16 protein-coding genes are annotated in these 16877 nt (G+C 44.5%); 5 read left to right on the forward strand and 11 right to left on the reverse strand.

Features of this window, described 5'->3' with window-relative positions:
- Positions 1 to 154: 154 nt before the first annotated feature.
- The 4 genes from OSCI_RS12430 to OSCI_RS12445 all read right to left on the reverse strand — a co-directional run bounded on the left by OSCI_RS12430 (position 155) and on the right by OSCI_RS12445 (position 4079).
- Positions 155 to 1318, reverse strand: coding sequence for a serpin family protein (locus OSCI_RS12430; RefSeq protein ID WP_157135560.1), 1164 nt, complete (start codon positions 1316 to 1318; stop codon positions 155 to 157).
- Between the two features lie 114 nt (positions 1319 to 1432).
- A complete protein-coding gene (gene aroH, locus OSCI_RS12435; RefSeq protein WP_007355307.1) occupies positions 1433 to 1837 on the reverse strand; it encodes a chorismate mutase in 405 nt (134 codons plus the stop codon).
- A gap of 75 nt (positions 1838 to 1912) precedes the next feature.
- On the reverse strand, positions 1913 to 2731 hold the full coding sequence (gene sppA / locus OSCI_RS12440; RefSeq protein ID WP_007355308.1) for a signal peptide peptidase SppA: 819 nt from the start codon (positions 2729 to 2731) through the stop codon (positions 1913 to 1915).
- A gap of 100 nt (positions 2732 to 2831) precedes the next feature.
- Entirely contained in the window at positions 2832 to 4079 is a 1248-nt protein-coding gene (locus OSCI_RS12445) for an alpha/beta hydrolase (RefSeq protein WP_007355309.1), read from the reverse strand.
- A gap of 443 nt (positions 4080 to 4522) precedes the next feature.
- Here OSCI_RS12445 and OSCI_RS12455 point away from each other — a divergent pair, with 443 nt between their 5' ends.
- Positions 4523 to 5107 carry a Uma2 family endonuclease gene (locus tag OSCI_RS12455; protein ID WP_007355311.1) on the forward strand — a complete coding sequence of 195 codons (585 nt, stop codon included), beginning with the start codon at positions 4523 to 4525 and terminating at the stop codon, positions 5105 to 5107.
- A 218-nt stretch (positions 5108 to 5325) separates the two neighbouring features.
- Here the strand turns inward: OSCI_RS12455 and aroB are convergent, their stop codons facing one another.
- On the reverse strand, positions 5326 to 6420 hold the full coding sequence (gene aroB / locus OSCI_RS12460; RefSeq protein ID WP_007355312.1) for a 3-dehydroquinate synthase: 1095 nt from the start codon (positions 6418 to 6420) through the stop codon (positions 5326 to 5328).
- Between the two features lie 91 nt (positions 6421 to 6511).
- Here aroB and OSCI_RS12465 point away from each other — a divergent pair, with 91 nt between their 5' ends.
- A complete protein-coding gene (locus OSCI_RS12465; RefSeq protein WP_019487116.1) occupies positions 6512 to 6613 on the forward strand; it encodes a cytochrome b6-f complex subunit PetL in 102 nt (33 codons plus the stop codon).
- A gap of 371 nt (positions 6614 to 6984) precedes the next feature.
- On the opposite strand, the gene OSCI_RS12470 is transcribed toward OSCI_RS12465, so the two are convergent.
- Entirely contained in the window at positions 6985 to 8580 is a 1596-nt protein-coding gene (locus OSCI_RS12470; RefSeq protein WP_007355314.1) for a B12-binding domain-containing radical SAM protein, read from the reverse strand.
- Positions 8581 to 8798: 218 nt separating this feature from the next.
- Between OSCI_RS12470 and OSCI_RS29925 the strand changes: the two genes are divergently transcribed.
- The gene (locus OSCI_RS29925) at positions 8799 to 9044 is read left to right on the forward strand and encodes a hypothetical protein (RefSeq protein WP_148288843.1); all 246 of its coding nucleotides are present in this window, start codon (positions 8799 to 8801) and stop codon (positions 9042 to 9044) included.
- On the opposite strand, the gene OSCI_RS12475 is transcribed toward OSCI_RS29925, so the two are convergent.
- Positions 9035 to 10051: a glycosyltransferase family 2 protein gene (locus tag OSCI_RS12475; RefSeq protein ID WP_007355315.1), complete on the reverse strand. Its 1017-nt coding sequence runs from the start codon at positions 10049 to 10051 to the stop codon at positions 9035 to 9037. The two genes, OSCI_RS29925 and OSCI_RS12475, sit on opposite strands and share 10 nt — an antisense overlap.
- Positions 10052 to 10420: 369 nt before the next feature.
- Between OSCI_RS12475 and OSCI_RS12480 the strand changes: the two genes are divergently transcribed.
- Both OSCI_RS12480 and OSCI_RS12485 read left to right on the forward strand, forming a co-directional pair.
- Positions 10421 to 11185, forward strand: a complete 765-nt coding sequence (locus tag OSCI_RS12480; RefSeq protein WP_007355316.1) for an HpcH/HpaI aldolase family protein — start codon at positions 10421 to 10423, stop codon at positions 11183 to 11185.
- Between the two features lie 134 nt (positions 11186 to 11319).
- Positions 11320 to 11988, forward strand: coding sequence for a 2OG-Fe dioxygenase family protein (locus tag OSCI_RS12485; protein WP_007355317.1), 669 nt, complete (start codon positions 11320 to 11322; stop codon positions 11986 to 11988).
- A 538-nt stretch (positions 11989 to 12526) separates the two neighbouring features.
- On the opposite strand, the gene OSCI_RS12490 is transcribed toward OSCI_RS12485, so the two are convergent.
- The 4 genes from OSCI_RS12490 to psb27 form a co-directional block, all read right to left on the reverse strand.
- Entirely contained in the window at positions 12527 to 13111 is a 585-nt protein-coding gene (locus OSCI_RS12490; protein WP_007355318.1) for a DUF2382 domain-containing protein, read from the reverse strand.
- A 141-nt stretch (positions 13112 to 13252) separates the two neighbouring features.
- On the reverse strand, positions 13253 to 14101 hold the full coding sequence (locus tag OSCI_RS12495) for a DUF2382 domain-containing protein (RefSeq protein WP_007355319.1): 849 nt from the start codon (positions 14099 to 14101) through the stop codon (positions 13253 to 13255).
- A gap of 310 nt (positions 14102 to 14411) precedes the next feature.
- Positions 14412 to 16028, reverse strand: coding sequence for a hypothetical protein (locus tag OSCI_RS12500; RefSeq protein WP_007355320.1), 1617 nt, complete (start codon positions 16026 to 16028; stop codon positions 14412 to 14414).
- Positions 16029 to 16253: 225 nt separating this feature from the next.
- On the reverse strand, positions 16254 to 16652 hold the full coding sequence (psb27, locus tag OSCI_RS12505; RefSeq protein ID WP_007355321.1) for a photosystem II protein Psb27: 399 nt from the start codon (positions 16650 to 16652) through the stop codon (positions 16254 to 16256).
- Positions 16653 to 16877: the final 225 nt, after the last annotated feature.

A 16877-nucleotide genomic window follows, 5' to 3' on the forward strand; every position in this document is an offset into this window, starting at 1 on the left:
GATAAAAGCAACGCCAAGGTTATAACAAGATTTTTTTTAATTGGTATAAACCGAATAAAGCCAATCGTTCCTCCGATGCCTCTTAGGTAGAAAAATCTCGTTGGCAGGTTGGGAATAGCATAATTACGGCTAATTTCCCTACCAATTGCTTTCTTTAATTAGGTTCAACAATTGAACCCATAAACAAAATAGTTTCAGTTTGGTTGTCATGAATTGCAGAGAAAAAGGGGCTATCGACAATCATTTCAAAGGGTTTGTGTGGCAATGGAATAGGAGATGCTGACATCTGTATGGAAGTTATTGCTGCTGCTTCTGTACCCTCCTCTTTTAACTCGACAAAGGTTTTATGTTTAACTTCACTGATGTAGAGATTAGGCGGGATTGGACGCATACCAGAAAAATCAGCTTGTTTTTCATCAAAAGCAACTCCCATCCCTAAGCTTTTTAGTATGCCGTTGAGTTTAATTTCATATTCGAGTTTAAATCGAGGTAGTTCGATAGTTACTTTTTGTTTGGTGAATTTCTGCATCGATTTTTCCCAGTTTTCAGGAGTTAGAGTTTGGTAGAATTGGGAAAGATTAGAAGTTTTCTGAGGGAGAAATACATACAAGCTAAACCTTCCATTGCCGTAGGGAATACTAATTGCTTGGAACTCAGGGGTTTCGTAATAATCATACCACCCTGTTCGAGACATCAGCGAGTATTGCTTTGTAGAACCATCTACCAAAGTAAAAGGCTTGTTTTTTGTATCTCCTTTATCAAACTTGTCAGTCCAATCTCCTTTAAAGTAAACGGCATTAATTAGAAACAGTTCTGAACCCGCTGGAATTTCCTTAATAATTTGACTGATTTTACCGCAGGTATGGTGCTTAACCCAGTTGTTGATAGTATCTGGGGATTTTGGATTGGTAAAATCTAAGTTATTTGCCTCAGCACTGTAAAATGTTTGAGTTTTCTGGATAAATTCTGGCTTAAAGGGAACTCCCTGTTTTGCCCAAAGTGAATTTACTAGCGAGATATTTACTGTTGGATCTGCCTGAATCAATGCTGTAATTAAATCTGCATTAGCTTGGTTGAGGGAGTTTAAATCCAATCCCTGCAACTCCAATGCTTTAGCCATTGCTTGCTGAGTTTCACCACTAGCACCATTATAAGTCATCGCTAGTGCTATTGATATGCTAGTTGGTGATACAAAGATATTTTTAGTGCTGTCTTGCTTGAGAATTTGGGAAAATAGCTTAAAACTAAACCGAGTATTAGCTGTAATTAGCCTGGAGTCAATGGAATTTTTCCCAATTGCAGCCAAAGGCAATTTCACCTGTTCGGTATAGAGGGTATGCAGGAGTTGTCGAGACTGGTTTTAAAACAGACAATTTTTTGAATAGAGATTCATCTTACCCTAGAAGGTGCAACAAGCTTTTCCTCAAACACTTTAAGAGTAACTAACACTAGCTAAATTCCAATCCGGCCGCAAATTCTTAGCTCCTCGCAAATAAGGATGATAAATTTGAGTGTGGTTTTCTGGCAAATTAATGTGAATTAAAAATCGGATACAGCGTTGCAAACTACCCTCAACGTGCATTTGCTGAACATCTAAAAGAGGAACATTAGCCCAGCGGGGACGATCGCGCGCGATCGCAGCCGGAAAGATAGCATCCAAATCGCGAGTGACAGAAAAAGTAGCACTAATAATCATTTCCGGGTCGAGGTCATTAAGCCCTTCTAGTTCATCTAACAGTTCCCTCACCGCATCTGCAATTGCTTCCACCGAATTTTCTGAGGCAGTAGTTGCCCCGCGAATCGCCCTTACTCGCCACTCCACGCAAACATCCTCCATTGTTATAAGTATCCTTCAACCAACAGTTAACCGTTAACCGTTAACCGCTAACCGTTAACCGCTAACTGTTAACAATTATGGTCGATAAAGCCAAAGTGGTAGACCACTTACAGACAGCTCAAATTCTAGCCAATTCCCAGCAGAAGACAGCCCCGATGTATCCAGACTACTGCCTAATGCACGAGTTAAAAATGGTTTAGGTTTTTCCAGAGTGCAACACTCCGTTTTTTCAGGGTCAAGACCTGCTAATTCAGCCGCCCAGCGACGGGCATCATCCTCAGTTCCCAAACGGTCAACCACACCCAGTTCTAAAGCTTGCTGTCCGCTAAAAATGCGACCGTCGGCAAAAGTTTTAACCGTTTCAATCGGGATATTTCGGGCTTCTGCAACCGTTTGCACGAACTGCTGATAAGTGTTATCGATCAAGTCTTGCAGAATTTCCTTCTCCGGCTCAGTCAGTTCTCTGTCAAAAGCCAAAATATCTTTGTAAGGGCCAGATTTAATCGTTTTAAACGAAACGCCAACCTTTTCTAACAGCCCTTCAATGTTATTTCCTCGGATAATCACGCCAATGCTGCCCGTAATCGTACCCGGATTGGTGACGATGTGGGGGGCACCCATGCCAATGTAGACACCCCCAGAAGCCGAAATATTGCCAAAGCTGGCAACAATTTTAACTTGGTCTTGCAGGCGCTTGAGGGCGCTGTAGATTTCTTGGGAATCTCCGACTGTACCGCCGGGAGAGTCGATCCGCAGCAGCAAGGCGGGAAACTTGCGCTCTTCAACGGTTTTGAGAGCTTCTAGGACACGCTTGCGGGCTTCTTGGGCGATCGCGCCGTTGATTTCAATCCGAGCGATTTGTTTGCGATAGCGAGGCTTAAATGGCCAAATCATGGGCAATCATAGAACTTTTTGTAGCTAATCTCTAGTTTGCCTTATTCCTATGGATTTGTGCGAGCCGATCGCCACCCAGAGGGCGGCGTTACCTATTTCTCTATTTTGGTTGGTAATTAGAAGACTTCAGAGTATGAGCTAAAAAGCGTTCTGTGTAATACAAAGCCAGTTGATTGCTCACACCATTAAAAACGGCATCAAAGGCGTGTTCTGCCCAAGGAATTTCGAGCATAATTGCACGATTGCCAGTGGATTGTAATTGTTTGTAGAGAAAGCGTCCAAACTTGGCTTCAACTATATGGTCGCGACCTGCATAAACCAGGAGAGAAGGGGGAAGGTTGGGTTTAACATAATTGATAGGAGAAGCTTGACGGTAAAGCTCTGTGAGTTCGTCGGGAGTTCCTCCCAGAAAAGCACGCAGAATGGCTCGGACATTTAATGGATCGGGAAAAGGTGGGTCATAATATCCTCGGAGTAGGTTAATTGGGCCGTAATAATTCACTACTGCTCGAATAGGAACTGTAGGGGAATTATAAGCATAAAGTAATGCTAAATGGGCACCTGCTGACCTTCCCATTAAAGCAATTCTGTTAATATCAATTTCCCACTCATTGGCGTGGGTTTGGATATAAGATAAAGCTGTTTCTACGTCTTCTAATTGAGCTGGAAAGCGATATTTAGGAGCGTGGCGGTAATCTATTGCTACTACACAATAACCTTGGGCGGCCATGTAGCGACTAAATTCGCGATCGCTATTGGGACTGCCTCTTTGCCAAGCTCCTCCGTAGAGGATAACGATCGCGGGATATTTACCAGTTTGCATCGGTCTATAAAGATTTAGTTTCAGTTGTACCCCGTCGGGGTTGGCAAATACAACGCCGTCAGAAGTGCGAACTTCCCGCAGGGGAATTCCCCGGAAGGCATCTGTTAAGATAAAGGGTTTAGGGCGTAGTTGTGCCTGTTCAACTTGAGGAATGGCTGCTAAATAATCCACCCCTAGAACAGACTTTATTTCAGCCGCTATGCGCGAATTAGCTGCTGGGAACTGAAGCAGGGGGAGTAGACTGAGGATTAGGGCAATCGAGCTACAGACTAGGGAAGTGTTGTAGAGCCAGCCTTGCTGTAGTCTGAAGATGGTTAGTAAGAGAGCGATCGCATTCACAGCCACCAGCCAAGGACTGATTTCTGGTGCTCCCACTGCTAAAGGAAATAGAAATAGTGTCGGTGCTGGTACGATCGTCCAAAGGCTAAGAAATAATCCAACTGCACTCAAAAACAGAGGGATGAAGAGGGAGACTAGAAATGTTGTGAATAAGACTAGCTTTTTGCGGTTATTTTTAGGTCGCACAGATTTTTTCCCAATGTCTGATTTTCAACCAGCTTAAATTATAGTAATCGCCAAGATAGTTACGACGTTCTTAATTGCTGAAACTATTGCTTTATATTTTTATGACTTACGCAGGGAGTCCGAGAAACCGGGTTTTTGAGAGAATCTGTGGGTGAAGGCGAAGTATTTTCGTCAAAAAACCCGGTTTCTTTGGTTGGATGCGTAATATCATGTGCGGTTAAATACTTGTCATTGCGAGCGAAGCACTTGTCATTGCGAGCGAAGCGAAGCAATCGCAAGGCCTCTGCGATTGCTTCGCTTCGCTCGCAATGACAGATTGTAAGTAATTTGCTGAACATCAGATAAGTCCTGATTTTATTTTTCTTCTACTCTTGTAGATAATTAAAGCACTTCTGCTTTCTGCTATACAATGAACATAGGCCGGTCAGTTGAGGAATACCATCATGCCTATGACCATTGCTGATGTCTGTGAAATCCAAGCACAACTCGAAGCCAATGGTAAAGACTATCAAATAGAGCTACATGATGGAGAAATTATCATTATGGGGCCATCAGATATTGTTGCTAGCGAAGTTGGAGTTCGCTTAATTGTCCGACTGATGTTGTGGGTAGAATCGCGACAGCTTGGACGAGTATTTGACTCTAGCGGTGGATTTATTTTACCCAATTCCGACCTCACAGCCCCCGATGTCGCCTTTGTTTCCCGTCAGCGATTACCCCGCAGTGTCCGATATTTTGCTGAAGTTGTACCGAATCTCGTCGTCGAAATTAAGTCCCAAAGCGATCGCATTCCCAAACTTCAAGCAAAGTTACAAATGTATCTAGAACAGGGTGCAGAAATTGGCATTTTGGTCGATCCCGATCGCGAATGGGTGGAAGTCTATCGCCCCGATGGATCGATTCAGAGTTTTGGCAATAACGATATCCTCACATTACCAGATTTGTTGCCAGGTTGGGAACTCTCGATCTCTGACCTTTGGCCCCCCGTATTTGATGAGGAAGAGGTTAAAACTCCAATTACAGATTAAACTGAGTCCGCTACGCCTATTAGTCCGCGTAGGCGGACTTTGTTTGTGTAGGCGCGATTTCAATCGCCGGGATATATCCGCGTATAATCCGTTTCAATCGCCGGGATATATCCGCGTGTAATCCGTTTCAATCGCCGGGATATATCCGCGTATAATCCGTTGCAATCGTCGGGATATATCCGCGTATAATCCTTGTAATTTGTCTAAATCCGCGATCGCTACCCCATTCTTCCCAACACTAACCGAATTATATCAGCAGTTACCCGATCCGTAATTGTCACCACACCAATCTGGGTCGGCAAAATAAACCTTACTTTGCTATCTTGCACCTTCTTATCAGTTTGCAAAGTCTCTAAAATTTCCTCAATATCTAAACCTGGTGGCAACTTTACAGGCAAACCTGCCTTTTGAATCAAAGCCAATTGTCGGCGATCGCACTCACTATCCCACATCCCCAACTCTACCGCCAATCCACTCGCCGCTACCATCCCAATCGCTACCCCCTCACCGTGATTTACTACCTTATAACCAGTTACACTTTCTATGGCATGACCAATAGTATGACCGTAATTTAAAATCGCTCTCAATCCCGATTCTTTTTCATCTTTACTTACCACATCAGCCTTAGCTTGGCAAGACTTACTTAAAATTTCTGGTAACAAATCGGCGGGAAAATAACGCATTTGATCTAATCGCTTGCACTTTTCCAATTGTGTAAATAAATCTGCATCCCAAATTACGCCATACTTAATAACTTCCGCCATACCTGCACGCAATTCTCGCGGTGGCAAAGTCTTCAAAACCTCTGGATCGATTAATACTAATCGCGGTTGATGAAAAGCACCAATTAAATTTTTACCTTGGGGATGATTAACGCCTGTTTTGCCACCAATGGAAGCATCAACCATTGCTAGCAGAGATGTTGGCACTTGCACCACATTAATACCACGCAGCCAAGTTGCGGCCGCAAAACCCGCCATATCGCCAACAACGCCGCCTCCTAAAGCGATAATAGTTGAGGAACGTTCGAGGCGATGTTCCAAGGCTGAATTGTAAATTCTTTGCAGACCCGTTAAAGTTTTATATTGTTCGCCTACGGGGAGGATATGACTGGCGACTTCAAAGCCTGCTTTTTGTAAAGATGCGATCGCCTTTTCCCCATAGTGGCGAAATATCATCTGGTTAGAGACGACTAAGACTTTTTTGCCTAAATTTAGAGCTCCTATCTGCGTGCCGAGTTCGTCTAAACCGCCAGATGCGATCGCAATATCGTAAGATTGCGACCCTAAATCAACACGAATAACTGACTGCATGGTAAAACCTAAATCTTAATATCCCCTTTGGGGTGTATTGTAGCGCACACCATGTTTCAATAGTTGTTATTGATTTTATGGAGCAATGTAAATGACTATCAGTGGAGCAATAGCTTATTTTGTGATGTTCGGCGGTATGCTGGGTGTTGCCACCGTACTTTTGTTTGGTTTGCGTGCAGTTAAGCTGATTTAATAAATACTCCAGGCGAATAGAATTCGCGGCTACACAAACGAAGTCCGCCTGCGCGGATTATAGAAATGCAACCCGCGTAGGCGGGTTTTGTCTGTGTAGACGCGGTTTCTAACCGCCACCTTTCTTGGCGAATAGAATTCGCGGCTACACAAACGAAGCCCGCCTGCGCGGACTGTAGAAATGCAACCCGCGCAGGCGGGTTTTGTCTGTGTAGACGCGGTTTCTAACCGCCACCTTTCTTTCTTGGCGAATAGAATTCGCGGCTACATAAACGAAGTCCGCCTGCGCGGACTATAGAAATGCAACCCGCGTAGGCGGGTTTTGTCTGTGTAGATGCGGTTTCTAACCGCCACTTTCTTTCTTACGCGATATTACGCGATCGCGCGTTCTTTTTCCTCAACAGGTGCAACTGTTTGCTGCTGTACCTGTTGCTTTTCATTAGCCAGATACTCAACCAATTGAGCCTCAATTTCATCCCGCACAATTTGGCGGTATTCTAAGAAGTGTTCGTTATGAGCGCAAACTGTTAAATAATGCTCCCACACAGCCGGATTGCGTTTAATAATGCTGAATAAATGATGCCAGAACATCCAGCGAGTATTACGCTTAATTCCTTGTCGCCAAATGACGATACCAAGAGCTCGTAAGTCAATTAAATCAGGCATTTTAAACGGCTTTTTCACCTTCGGCGCACCTAGCATTAAGAAGTGGCGATAAGTGCGATCCAAATACTTCTTAGGATCGTAAACATCACAAAATGCCTCGACATATTCCCGCGCAATATCTTCTAAAGGTCGCGTGGGAATAAAATTCATTAAAGTTGTCTGATTCAAGTTACCAGCTTTACCGCGCAACCGTCCTTCTTTTTCTAGCCTGTGCCACAAAGCCGTATGAGGCAAAGCCTGTAACATTCCAAAAGTTGTGCTGGGAATTGCCGCTGCTTCTGCAAAGCGCACAATTCGCGAACCGGCCCCCGGTTTTTCGCCGTCGAAACCAATAATAAATCCAGCCATTACGCGCAAGCCAGATTTAGTAATTGCCTCCATTGATTCCACTAAAGAATTCCGAGTATTTTGGAATTTCTTAGTCATTTGCAAGCTTTCTTCGTCCGGGGTTTCAACTCCCACAAATACAGCATTAAAGTTACACTCTACCATCAAGTCCATTAGTTCTTGGTCTTGAGCTAAGTCAATGGATGCTTCGGTGTTGAAAACAAAGGGATATTGACGTTCTTGTTGCCAAACTTTTAACTCTTTTAACAGCAGTTTGACATTACGTTTATTGCCGATAAAATTGTCATCTACCATGAAAACGCCACGCCGCCAACCCAATTGATAGAGAAATTCTAATTCTGCTATTAATTGTTCTGGCTCTTTCGTGCGCGGTTTGCGACCGTAGAGTACGATAATATCGCAGAATTCGCACTGGAAGGGGCAACCCCGCGAAAACTGGATGGACATTGAATCGTAGGCGTTTAGTTCCAGTAAGTCGAAACGCGGGACGGGGGTGGTGGTAACGTCGGGTTTTTCGCCGCCGGATCGGTATATACCGCTGGTTTCGCCACGCGCGATCGCCTCTACGAACATCGGTAAAGTGATTTCACCTTCGTCTAAAATCAGGTAATCTACCCCTGCTGCTTGGGGTTCCTCTGGTAGGGAAGTCGGGTATGGCCCCCCACAGGCGACTAATTTACCACGCCGCTTAGCTTCGCGAATTTGCGCCAGCAAGTCCTCTTTTTGGACGATCATCGCGGAACAAATGACGAGTTCGGCCCATTGCCATTCCTCTTCTGTTATTGCTCTAATGTTGCGATCGACTAACTTGAATTCCCATTCTTGGGGAAGGATGGCCGCGACTGTGACTAAACCCAGAGGGGGTAGCAATACCTTACGGTTGACGAGTTCTAGGATTTTTTCGTAAGACCAAAAGGTTTTGGGAAATTCGGGATAAACCAGTAAAACTCGCATGATTAAACTCCTCACACTGGGATTTATAACTAGGGACTAGGGGCTAGGGGCTAGGGGCTAGGGGAAGAAGGGACTAGGGGCTAGGATGCTCAGGGCTAGGGGAAGAAGGGACTAGGGGCTAGGATGCTCAGGGCTAGGGGGAAGAAGGGAAGAAGGGAGCGAAGGGGAAGATGGGGATAGAATCAAGGGTTTCATGAATTCAGAAGTTCCTAAAGGCCTTGGCGGTTGTATATGTCTTTTGGGGTGGAGTGCAGGGGAAATACATCAAAATTTTGCGATCGCTAACATTGAAAGTCTATACCATTAGCCGTAGGGTGGGCGCGGCGATCGCCAGATCCGACTTGAAAAAATATCTTCAAGTCGTAACGCCCACACTACAAGGATTTAGTCTAACTTGCAACCCCCCTTTTAATAGCCTTTGGGCGATTGACTGCGTAAGTCCTAACTATTCTAGCTATTCCTGAATAGCTGCTTCTGCTGAAGTTGCTGCTTTGTATTCGATTAACTTGCTGGGTCGTCGCAATAATCTACCTAAGTGAAACTGGATCTGACCCTGTAGTTGCGGAAATTTCCCTAAACTGCAAAATATTGCATACAAGACCGCTGCCTTTTTTCCTAAACTACGCTGCTGCATATAAGTATAAATCCGATAGGTCAATAACGGGTAAGCGCTCAATAGCAACAAACTCCAGCCATGAGTTAGCCAGACCCCAGCCAATGCTATTACTGGCAAAATCAACCCCCAAAACCAAATGCTGCGGCTTTCTTTCACCCAGTGACGTTCGGGCTCCTTTCCGTGTAACCAGGCTCCCTCAGCGTAGGCGTAGCCAGCTCTCTGAGAACGTTTCCACCACTGCCGAAAAGTGGTAATTTGCGCGTCGTGGAGGGTCATTTCTGCGTCTAAGCGGAGGATTTTCCAACCTTTTTGGCGCGATCGCAAACAGAGTTCCGGTTCTTCCCCTGCAATTAAACCAGGATTGAACCCCCCTACTGCTTGGAAGGCTTGAACCCGCATCAAAGCATCACCACCGCAGGCTTTAGCTTCGCCAACGGGTGTATCCCATTCGATGTCGCACAATTGATTATAAATCGATGCTTCCGGGAAACGTTCGCGTCTGCGGCCACAAGCGATCGCGACATCTGGTTGAGCTAGGAGTTCTTGATAGGCGCGATCGATCCATCCTGGTACTAACTCGCAGTCGCCGTCAACAAATTGGACAAATTCGACTTGGGGAGACACTTGTAGCAGATGTGCAAACCCTGCATTCCTAGCACGCGCAGCGGTAAAGGGTGCAGACAAGTCGAGTTCAACTACATCCGCAGATAGCGATCGCGCTAAATCGACACTCCCATCTGTCGAGCCCGAATCAACATAGACTGCGATCGCCACATTACCTTGAGCCGATAGCAAACAGCGACGGAGGCGATCGCCTTCATTGCGTCCAATTACAACTAATCCTACTAAATTCAAACTGCACCTCTTAAATTTAATCCCAGGATTGAAAAATAATTTTACTACTTCAAGTCTTTGCGATCGCTTCACTACCTTTGCAATGACATTGTGACAAATTTTTACCGTACCACGAGCAACGTCCCTTTAGAGGTAGGAGTGTCCAGTTGATTTCACTGTAGACATTATTTCATAAAATTAATAACCCAGGAGTATATTTATCCTGTAAGGCATTTTAATTTAGATGGCATCGCCACAGTCTTCTTCCTTTCTTGTTGATACTCAAAAATTCTTAAAACTATAGCCACCTTCTTAGCAGTTAGAACGTTGTGAATTCCTGTCACCCTAGATTAAGAGTCCCTTCTTCCCTAGCCCCTAGCCCCTAACTCTATGCGTCCAAACCACCTCAAACGCAAACTCAAACAAGGCGAAATAGTCCTTGGCCCATTTATGAATTGCGCCTATCCCGCCTTCATCGAAATCTGCGGCCATGCAGGATTTGACTTCGCCATAATTGACATGGAACACGGCCCCATCAACCCACTCGTTGCTGAAGACCTCTGCCGCGCAGCAGACTGTGCAGGAATTGCCCCCATTGTCCGCGTTCGCAAAAACGACGGCCCCCAAATTCAACGTGCCCTCGACATTGGTAGCGCAGGTGTCCAAGTTCCGCAAATCGAAACCAAACTCGACGCAGAAACCGCTGTCCAAAACGCCAAATATAGCCCCCTCGGTAGGCGAGGTCTTTCCTTCGCCACGCGGGCCGGACTTTATACCGCCGCAGGTACAGGTATCACCGATGAACTTAATGAAGAATCTCTAGTGGTGATTCACATTGAAGGCAAACGCGGCATCGATAACCTCAAAGAAATCGTTAAGGTTCCCAATCTTGACGTAATTTTTCTCGGCCCTTATGACATTTCCCAATCTCTCGGCATTCCCGGCCAAGTCCGCGACTCCCGCGTGATTGACTTAATGGAAGCAGCAGTAAAAACCATTCGCAACGCAGGCATTGCTGCTGGCACTTTTGCCGATAATCCTGAAATTGCCAAGCAGTGGATTGATGTAGGAGTTCAGTACATCGGCCTCGGCGTAGACGTGGCAATCTTCCTGCGGGCCTGTCAATCATTGGTTAAAGCTGTGCGGAATTTCTAGGCAATCTTCACCATAACTTTGCAAACTTTGTATTGAGCTTAGCTGCATTCACAAAAAAGCTACTCTATACTGGAGATATACACCTCCTTAAGGAAAACTTAAGATAGGGATCAACGCTAAAATTATAAAATCCTATGAAAACCTTACTGGGATCGACAGATTTGGATTATGCTTTCATGTTTACCTTTAAAAAGGTAAACTCGATTAAGCTAGAAGGTTTTAAGCAATTCTTTGATGATTTACCTATCGATCCTTACATCAAAGGTAAGTATCGCTCTCGAAGATTATCGCGCTTCATGGTTAACGGCAATGAATTAATAAAGTTACCTCACGGCTACCTTTTCCAAAGTAAAGAATACAATCCCATAGTGGGGGATATTAAAAGAGATTTTGCTGAATTAGATGATGAAATGGTCGCGCAGGATATCTTTAAACATCTGGTCTTAGCTTTTACTGATTCCTGTAAACTTCATCCAGAAGCGGAAATCGGAATTCATCAAATTAGAACTACTTGTTCTCTTAATAATTTTGGCAATCCTGCACCTGAAGGTATCCATCAAGACGGGACTGATTTTGTTGGCATTTTCTCGGTTGACAGAACTAATATTCTTGGTGGAGAAACACATCTTTACATGGAGAGAAAGGAAAAACCCGTATTTAAGAAAGTCCTGAATCCGGGAGAAATGCTGTTAGTAAATGACCATGAATTTTTCCACTTTACTACTCCGATTAAACCCGAATCTGCGGCTGTCGGGACAAGGGATGTGTTTGTGCTAACTTCCCCAAGTTTGCTGACTAATTAATTATAGGTAGGGACTAGGGGCTAGGGGCTAGGGACTAGGGGAAGAGAGGAATAGAATCAATGGTTTTGACCATAAGCGAGTGTTCTCACTCTCTTGGCGATTGCTAGAATTTTTATTCTCTCATTGCGAGTGAAGCAATTTTATTATTCTGTCATTGCGAGCCAAGCGCAGCGCAGTTGCGAGGAGTTGCGAACGTAGTGAAGCAAACTAATCTGAGGGTGTTGCGAGGTACGAAGCAAACTAAGCCCGAAGCAATCGCAAAGGCTTAAGATTGCTTCGCTTCGCTCGCAATGACAAGTTACATTTTTATCTGTTAATCGGCATTCGCGGCTGTGCTGTTTTCCACATTAAATCTATTTCTTCGGGCGTTAATCCGTAAGCTTGGTTAACTAATTCCGATCGGCATTGTTCGAGTTTCAATGCTTCAGCTTTTCTCGTTCTTACTTCTGGTACATACCGTATAAATTTTATCTAACCAATCTTACAACAAATGCCAGGGATTCGTCAACCCTAAAATAAATTTTTAGTGATTTTGTTTTCAACTTTCGTAGCTGTCAAACCAATTTTGGTAAGTTTCCTGAACTTGGTTATTTTCCAGAACAATTTCCAATCGGACTTTAGCACATCCGTGATGTGGCTGGCTGGCGATCGCACTTAAAACGTTACTAGCTTTTTGTACCGAAGTAAATTCAGCACTGACAGTAGGCTGAGCGTTAGCATCCGCCATTTCTGCCAATTCTATGCCAGTAACCTGGCCTTCACCTAAATCAATTTCTGCAAGCCGCTCAGGTACTTCCCCCACTCGTTCAATAATCAGTTTCTCACGGCGGACAGGAACCTCTACCATCCGTGTTTCCACTTCTTTGCGGACAATGACTTCCCCTACTTTCCGCTTACCGCGATTAACAACTAAACGTTCTTCTAGGAGCGTGATTTCCTTTTGCTCCACTGTTTCCGGTATCGCCATTAATTCTGCAATTTCGGAAGGATCGATGGCTTCCTGATTGTCTACTATATTTGAGCTAACTTCCAGAGGATTCTCTGCCATAATCGGCTCTACTACAAGGTTATTGTGGAGTTGTTTTTTTATAGATTCAAGTTCTTTATTAGACGCTTCGCTCATGGCTTTTTACCTACATAAATCTTTGTTAAAATTACAGGCAGAGCTGAGAAAATGCCCTGCCTGCATTGCCTTTAAAGACTTTACTGCTTAGATATCTCAACATCAATTGAGCTATCTCTTTAACCATTGGTGGTTAAATTTTTAACGCATTTTGTTGTCAACAACTGGCTCGCCATTGGTTGTAACGTCTAGCTCTTGGCGGCGCAATGTTTCTTCACCCTCAACAGTGTCCCGGATAACTTCTTTTCTGACATTGACTTGCTCGCGCACAAAAGCTTCTTTGTGAATATCAGCGGTTTCTTCGTAAACTTCCATCCGCGCAACTTCTCCTTCTTGGAAGTCAACAGCGCCGACAGGTACTTCTCGACCCGCGTCTGCTGGTGTCCTGCGCTCAATCACAACCCGCTCTTTTTCAATAGGCACCGAAGCGCGTGCTGTTTCAGTTTCTACTCGCTTGCCAACTGCAACTTCACCTGTTTTTTGGCGGTTTTTATTCGCAATCAAACGTTCTTCATACAATTTCAGAGTTTGATGATTTTGCTCATTTGTATCGTAGAGAGGGCGGTCTAGATCGTAGTTGTAGGTACTGCGATCGTAGTCACTAGAAATGGGAGCAGCGTAATCAGCTTGATTGCGATAAACTCCTCTGATCTGCTCTTCTTGTTCGTAATCTAGCGATTCTAGCTCATTGTAAGGAGGTAATTGTTCTACTTGGTCTTTATTGCGAATCCCAATAGCAAATACGCGCCGCGCTCCATAATCGATGCGAGCCGAACCGATGGGAAGCAATACTTTCTTGCCAAAAATCCAAATTCCGGTATCAATTACTAAATAACGAAAGCGACCAGTTTCATCAACTAGAGCGTCGTAAACGCTACCAATTTTCTCGTTAGAGTCGCCGCCATAAACATCAAAACCTTTAATGTCATCCCCTGCAAAAATCTCTTCCTTATAGTTAGGATAAAAGTCTGCCAGCTTTAAAAGTGTCATGTTTTTTCCCTCTTGTATCAACATATATAAAGCTTAAAAAATTATTAGTTATTCTCCATCTTCCTAAAGTCTGAACTGTTAAATTACTCTTTATTAATCCTTTTGAGTAGTTGTTCTGGCTCTGGCAAGGATGAGGAGATTGCTCTACCAAACTCAGCTAGTTATAGCTAAAGAAAGAGGGGAAATAGGATGGGTGCAATTGTTGCAGCAATTAAGAACTTCCTCTAATTCTCTTCCCTTCTTTCCCCTCTTTCCCTAGCCCCTAGCCCCTAGCCCCTAGCCCCTAGCCCCTAACCGCCTTGGCGGTTGCTTACATCCGACAAGAACGCCGAGCTCGATCGTCCTGTGGTTCTTGCCAGCCATAAGAAAAATGACTGATAGCATTAATTTGCGGCGCAGCATTGCGAATCGCCTGCATTTGAATTTCTAACGAAGGACGATTCTTCACAGGCTGACCCCAACCGCCTGCGATCGCAGGTATAATTAAAGCTCCTGGTGGTGCCATACTCACTACCCGCTGCACCTGCGGAATAATGCAACTCATATCTCCACAAGCACCGTAAGACATCGCGTGAAATTCCATTGAAGCCGGGAAACTATCCCAAGGTTGCAATCGCGAATCAAACCCCCCTGAATTTATCCTTCTATTCCCATCAGGAAAAAACACCGCTCCCACAGGTAATCCCATCCTCTGAGCGGGTTGAATTGCTAAGCCTAAAAACTCTAAAATCCCTTGCACGGCATGACCAACAGTTAGCGTCCACAAATCATTTTGTAAAATTGCAGGGTCAACAAGTTTTGGGGGCGGCACTTCTGGCTTGCCAGGAGCAGGTTTTTTGGGTGGTATAGTTGGAGAATTAGACTTACCTGAAGTCGGAGTTATTGTCGGCTTTGGCTCAGGTAAAGGAATCCGCCCTGGCCACAGGGGTTCTTTCTCTTTCGGATAAAGTTTGTTAGTAGCTTGCACGTCATTAAGATTAACAAATCCCCGCGCCAAATAGCGTTGAATTATATCCCGCCCTTGTTGATTTTGAGCGCGTTGTAACAGCACTTCTTGAGAAGCTTGACCGTAAATCCATAAATCTTGAACCTTAGTCGCAACAGAAGCTCCACCGACCCCACGCATATAGCGAACATAATCAAATAACATTCCATTTGGTCGGCGCTTCAGCAATTGATTAATCATCACAGAATAATCTTGTCGAGCTTGCCTACTGTAGGGGTCAATAAAGGCGTAATTTTCCTGACTTTCTACTATTTGGTCAGAGCTATTATTGTCTTGACTAACTGTTAAAGTTGTCTGATTTTTGCCGTTACGAGCAAGCGCTTCCTGTTTATCAGGACGTTGAGCATAAGTATAGCCAAAATTCATCGTAAATAGCCAACCATAAACCTTTAAACCCCGCTGTTTACCCTTAGCGATCGCTTTTGCCAAGATATCGAATTTTTCATAGCCAGGAGTTCGGAGTACAGAAGGCCAAGCGGTGGGATTGTCGGCTGCTGGTAATAACACTTGACCATCATAAAATGCTTCTAAATAGACTTGGTTATAGCCTTGATTAACAATTTTATCTAAAACTCTGTCTATTTCCCCGGGCCTCGCATCGCAGGGATATAAACGCAACCAAATTGCCTGAGTTTGCGGCCAAGTTCTAGTGCGGCACTCTGTCATTTGTCGTGCGTGTTCAGCCAAAATCGAAAAATAGGCTTGCTGAGCTTCTGGCTTTCCTGTTAATGCTTCTTGGCGTAAATTTTCTTTTTGCTGAACATCATTTGGTGATAACTTACAGTAGCTTAAAGTTTCCGCTTGAGCGGGTTTGTTGAGGATGAAGGGGTGGAAAAGGCTACTGGTTAAAATCGCAGCAACCGCGCTCAATATCTGCCGCTGGCGTTGAGGCGTGGTGTTCCGAGTTAAGGCAAATTTCATAAGGCAATCAGAAGATGGCTCGCAAGGGAGTAAAAGGACAGGATTCAATAGTTATTCAGCACCCTGCCAAACTTTTCAGCATTATCGCACACTTAAAAAACGCCCTTGGAGAACGGGCGTAAAAATGACTAGGACTTTCCTGTGAAAGTCCTTAAATGTGAAGGATGAAGCCTGAAAATACTTAATTTCTGCCCCAAACTTCATCCTTCAAATTTCCTCGATCGCTCAAGCTCCTCGCTTCAATGCAGCTTCTACCTGCTGAAATTCGGATTCTAGGCGCTTCTTCAATTTGTCCGGCAGAGGACGGTTGGGATAGGAACTGTAATGTCCAGCTAAAGAATTCAATGCTGTTCGCATTGTTGTAAAGGATGTAAGCTTGGTCAGCGTTCCATCCCGGCGGTAAGTAGCGGCAAAATCATTGATTTTTTGACGCGCATCTGCTTGAGCGGGGGCCTTATCTGGGGAATTGTCTGGTAAGGCGATCGCTGTTCTCAAACTGTTGACTAATCCTAATGTGTCTTGGCGATAATCTCCAGTCAGAGTGGACGGGACATTGGAACAGCCGATTAAGCCGATGACAACCACCAAAACCAAGGCTAGCAGGCGGGAAACATAGTGCTTCATAAAAAACTCGGTATGTGGGAAACGACACGGTGGTTTTAACCACCGTGAATCTTTTTTGTCCATTACCGCCTTGGGATTGTTTAGCTTGGTGTACTTTTGTAATGTACTTTCGATGGGACAATTACCATCTCAAACCTCGCAATCCTGTACGCATAATGTTTTGCTCTTTCGAGCCTCCCTTGCGGGGTGATGTTAGCTTCGCCAATGTTTTAAGAGCTTGTTAAA

It is taken from the genome of Kamptonema sp. PCC 6506 (assembly GCF_000180455.1).
GTDB lineage: Bacteria > Cyanobacteriota > Cyanobacteriia > Cyanobacteriales > Microcoleaceae > Kamptonema > Kamptonema formosum.